A 4,285-nucleotide genomic window follows, 5' to 3' on the forward strand; every position below is an offset into this window, starting at 1 on the left:
CCTGATCGCCCGCGCGGTCGACGCGGCGCGCGCCGAGTCAGGCGAGCGCGACCCGACCGAGTGACCGGATCGGAACTCGCCGAACGCCCCGTTCGACGGATCGACACGAAGGCGCGAATACCGGCAGTCGACGGGTCCGAGAAAGGGTATTAGTTCGTCGAGTCCGTATGGTAGTTGCCGACGCACGTCGGCATCACATGCCACGCTGTGACCACTGCGGGTCGCACGTCTCGGACCGCTTCGCGCGCGTCTTCGCGGACGAGCGCGGCGACCTGAACGCGTGCCCGAAGTGCTCCGCGAACGCGGGCATCGCAGAGGTGTCCCGCGAGCGGACGCGAACCGGGGACTGACCGGCGAAACGCCGATCGGAGACCGAGCGCACGGAGAGCGGCCGCTCCGTCTCGACCCCGCTTCGGGCACATCCGTACTCACTTTGCGTTCGGACTCGGACGGCCGCCCGTGGCCGACAACTACGTGTACGTGATCGAGTGCGCCGACGGCACCCTCTACACCGGGTACACGACCGACGTCGAGCGCCGCGTCGCCGAACACGACGCCGGGGAGGGCGCGAAGTACACCCGCGGTCGGACGCCGGTGACGCTGCGCCACGTCGAGTCGTTCGACTCGAAGTCGGCGGCGATGTCGCGGGAGTACGCGATCAAGTCGCTGTCGCGCGCCGAGAAGGAGCGGCTGATCGACGACGAGTAGGGCCCAGTCCCGGAGCTACTCGACGAGCCGTTCGATCTCCGTGACGAGGATGCCGGTCGCGCCGACCGACCGCAGCTCGGAGATGGTCTCGAACACGTCGCGCTCGTCGACGACGGCGTGGACCGCCACCATCCCGTTGCCGTTCTCGTCGGCCTCGACGTCCATCACGGTCGGCCCGCCGAGCCCGGGGATCACGTCCTTCACCTCGTCGAGCCGCGCCTTCGGGGCGTTCATCATCAGGTAGCGCCGGCCGTCCGCCGCCAGCACGGACTCGAAGGCGGTCAGCACCTGCTCGACCTTCGGGTCGTCGACGACGTCCGGGCGGGCGAACAGCCGCACGGAGGAGTCGAGCACGTCGTCGATCACGGCCAGCCGGTTCACCTTCAGCGTCGTCCCCGTCGACGTGATGTCGACGATGGCGTCGGCCATGTCGACGTGGGGGGTGAGCTCCGTCGCGCCCGTCACGGTGACCACGTCGGCGTCGACGCCCACGCGGTCGAGGTACGCCTCCGTGACGCTCGGGAACTCGGTGGCGACCGTCTTCCCGGCCAAGTCCTCGACGACCTCGACCTCGCCGTCCTCCGGCGCCGCGAGGACGAGCTTACAGGAGCCGTAGCCTAAATCGAGGAGGTCCACGAGGTCGCCCTCGGTCGCCTCGCTCGCGGAGCCGACGACGCCGCCGGACTCGGCCGCCTGATCGAGGCCGGTGACGCCGAGGTCGGCGGCGCCGTCGCGGACGTACTCGGGGATGTCGGCCGCCCGCGCGAACAGCACCGTCACGTCCTCGTCGACGGTGTCGGCGTACAGCTGGCGGTCGGCGGTCTCCTCGACGTGGAGCCCGGCGCGCTCCAACAGCGAGAGCGTCGGCTCGTGTAGGCGGCCCTTGTTGGGGACGGCGATGCGCATACGCGACGACTCGCGGGGACAGGGGGAAACGTTTTCGTCCGGGGAGCGGCGGCGAGCAGCGACGCGAGATCGCTTATAAATAAACGCGGTGGCGCGTGCCTGTGAGCGCCCGGAGGGCGCGAACAGCACCGCGCGAGGGAGTCGGTCGCCGAGCGAAGCGACGGCGACCGACGAGGTTGGGGAGGCGTGAGGCTGCGGTTGCGGTCGCGGTCGGGTGGGACTCAAAGGGGCAGTCGCGAGGGCGGCGCAGACGACGTAAGCACCACAGGGAGCGAGTGAAACGAGCGACCGAGGAGCGCAACGAGTGTGCGTCGCCCTCGCGGCTGGGGCTTTGGCGGTGTTCGCCGCCGATCCACTAGCAGCCATTTATAAGCGAGCGACTGGGGCGTCGGAGACAATCACGGTTGCCGACTACACCCCGTAGTCCCGGAACCGACGAACCTCGACGTCGACGGGGAGGTCGTCGAAGTCGTCGTCCGCGCCGGCGACGAGCGTCGCGTCCCGCTCGCTCGCGAGCGCGACGGCGTACGCGTCAGCGAGCGAGATGTCCCCGTAGGCCTTCACCTCGGCCGCCAGCCGCCAGTCGGCCGACTCGACCGCCAACCCGCGCCGTTCGAGCGCGCGGAGGTCGCGGTCGGCCGCCCGCAGCGAGGCGTCCGTCGGCGCGTCGTCGACGCCCTCGAACCGCGCGACGAGGTAGAACACCTCGCCGGCGTTCGTCTCGGCGAGCGCTCCCGGTGACTCGCCGCCGAACACCTCGTTGAGGAGCCCGGCGACCGCCTCGTGGCCGGGTTCACCGTAGAGGTACGCGACGATCGCCTCGGTGTCGAAGACGTAGCCGCCACTCATTCGTCCGCTGACGGCCGAAGCCGCTCGGTTCGCTCGGCCTCGCGGCGCTCCTCCTCGTCTCGCAGCTCACGGAGCCGCTCCGTCGCCTCACCGCGCTCGTGTCCCTCGGCGTGGATCCCGTGAAGTTCGTCCGGCGAGGGGACCGGCTCGACGACGATCCGTCCCTCGTCCTCGTAGACGAACACCTCGCCGGGGGTCTCGATCCCGAACTTCTCGCGGAGCCCCTTCGGGATCGTGGCCTGGCCCTTCCGCGAGACGCGTACGACCGTCGGTTCACTCGTACTACTCGCCATCGTTAGTTGTACTTGAGGCTCCAGTATTACTAAATCCCCCGCCGACCGAGTAGCGTGCCTTCCCGCTCACCGACCGGCGTACTCGCTCCCGCTCGCGCCGAATCGCCGTCGTACCACCCAGTACGCGACGGGGAGACAGCCGACGAACGCGACCGGCCAGACGGTCAACTGCGAGGCCGGGTCGGGTGCCGAGACGAGGCTCCCGACCACTAGCCCGCCGAGACCGGCGACGACGGCGATCGCGGTGGCTCGCTCCCACCGGGACGGCGGGTACCGGCGGGAGCGCCCGCGGCGCCACCACAGCAGGTAGTAGGCCAACACGATCCCCGAGACCGGGGCGAGGACGCCCCAGAATCCCGGGTGGTCGCTTCCGCGGGCGTGGGCATCGAATTTGACCCACGCGCCGATCGCGATCCAGACGAGCAGGAAGCAGAGGACGCCGACGGCGACGAGGGGGGTGAGTTGGAGGGGCACGATTCAGCGTTCCGACCGCTCTGTGATGGTTCTTGTCCCCGAATAGTCTGTTAAACGTCTGTCTCCGCCGGGTGTTGGCTTCGACCCCCCGCCGATTTCGAATCGGCTGAGAGAGGATTCGAGCCGATCGCACCTCCCCGAGCGAACTCACCCGCCCACGGCGTCGACGCTGACCCAGTAGTACTCGTCCTCGTACGCGATGTAGGCGTTGTAACAGTCCGTATCCAGCAGCGCCGGGGAGCTCTCCGACGAGTAATACCCGTGGTCGTCGGTTCCGAAGTTGACCCCCTCGATCGCGGCCTCGAACTCCTCCTGTGCCGCGTCCGGGAGCGACTCGAATTCGCAGACCACACTGTCGCCTGGGTCCGACACCGGCGCTTCGACGCCGATCGTGTACCCCGCATCCACGCCGTCGTCTCCGCTGCCACTCGTCTCGTTGCTCTCGCCGTCGGACCTGTTGCTTCCACCGCCGGACTCGCTTTCGCCACCGCCCGTTCCCTCGTCTCTACCGAGTAGCGTGTCACCGGCACAGCCAGCGATAGCCGTGGGCAGCGCACAAGCGAGGAGGGCCCTTCGTTTCACGACCTCGTGTTCGCACGGGAGCTGTAAGTGCTTTCTACCGAAACGCGACGAACCCGCCGCGGACCGACCACCTGAGCGCGCCGCTCAAGTGCCTCGCCGCCCAACGACGCGTATCGTGAGCGACGCCGACTCCCCCCTCTCGGAGGACCGCCCGACCGTCGACCGCTCCCTCCGCGTCGACGCCCCGTTCGAGCCCGCGGGCGACCAGCCCGAGGCCATCGAGGGGCTCGTGGAGGGGTTCGAGTCGGGCGCCGACAAGCAGACGCTCCTCGGCGTGACGGGGTCCGGGAAGACGAACACCGTCTCGTGGGTCGCGGAGGAGCTCGACCAGCCGACCCTCGTCTTGGCCCACAACAAGACGCTCGCGGCCCAGCTGTACGAGGAGTTCCGCGAGCTGTTCCCGGACAACGCCGTCGAGTACTTCGTCTCCTACTACGACTACTACCAGCCGGAGGCGTACGTCGAGCAGACGG

At 69.0% G+C, this 4,285-nt stretch carries 8 protein-coding genes; 3 read left to right on the forward strand and 5 right to left on the reverse strand.

Going from position 1 to position 4,285, the window contains the following annotated elements:
* Positions 1-197: 197 nt before the first annotated feature.
* Both B9G38_RS18365 and B9G38_RS14540 read left to right on the forward strand, forming a co-directional pair.
* The gene (locus B9G38_RS18365; RefSeq protein WP_008440770.1) at positions 198-350 is read left to right on the forward strand and encodes a hypothetical protein; all 153 of its coding nucleotides are present in this window, start codon (positions 198-200) and stop codon (positions 348-350) included.
* A gap of 109 nt (positions 351-459) precedes the next feature.
* Complete coding sequence (locus tag B9G38_RS14540) at positions 460-708, forward strand: GIY-YIG nuclease family protein (RefSeq protein ID WP_086220847.1); 249 nt, start codon at positions 460-462, stop codon at positions 706-708.
* A 15-nt stretch (positions 709-723) separates the two neighbouring features.
* On the opposite strand, the gene hisG is transcribed toward B9G38_RS14540, so the two are convergent.
* From hisG to B9G38_RS17915, 5 genes are all read right to left on the reverse strand, one after another.
* A complete protein-coding gene (gene hisG, locus B9G38_RS14545) occupies positions 724-1,614 on the reverse strand; it encodes an ATP phosphoribosyltransferase (protein WP_086220848.1) in 891 nt (296 codons plus the stop codon).
* A 411-nt stretch (positions 1,615-2,025) separates the two neighbouring features.
* Positions 2,026-2,463 (reverse strand): PIN domain-containing protein, encoded by a 438-nt coding sequence (locus tag B9G38_RS14550; RefSeq protein ID WP_086220849.1) that lies wholly within the window; start codon positions 2,461-2,463, stop codon positions 2,026-2,028.
* Positions 2,460-2,756 (reverse strand): AbrB/MazE/SpoVT family DNA-binding domain-containing protein, encoded by a 297-nt coding sequence (locus tag B9G38_RS14555; protein WP_086220850.1) that lies wholly within the window; start codon positions 2,754-2,756, stop codon positions 2,460-2,462. Before B9G38_RS14555 ends, B9G38_RS14550 begins: the two co-directional genes overlap by 4 nt.
* A 66-nt stretch (positions 2,757-2,822) precedes the next feature.
* Positions 2,823-3,230, reverse strand: a complete 408-nt coding sequence (locus B9G38_RS14560; RefSeq protein ID WP_086220851.1) for a hypothetical protein — start codon at positions 3,228-3,230, stop codon at positions 2,823-2,825.
* Between the two features lie 147 nt (positions 3,231-3,377).
* The gene (locus B9G38_RS17915) at positions 3,378-3,812 is read right to left on the reverse strand and encodes a hypothetical protein (protein ID WP_143415488.1); all 435 of its coding nucleotides are present in this window, start codon (positions 3,810-3,812) and stop codon (positions 3,378-3,380) included.
* 115 nt (positions 3,813-3,927) lie between these two features.
* Between B9G38_RS17915 and B9G38_RS14570 the strand changes: the two genes are divergently transcribed.
* The coding region (locus tag B9G38_RS14570) for a DEAD/DEAH box helicase family protein (protein WP_158093834.1) at positions 3,928-4,285 on the forward strand (358 nt) is incomplete at its 3' end.

This window comes from Halorubrum sp. SD612 (assembly GCF_002135005.1).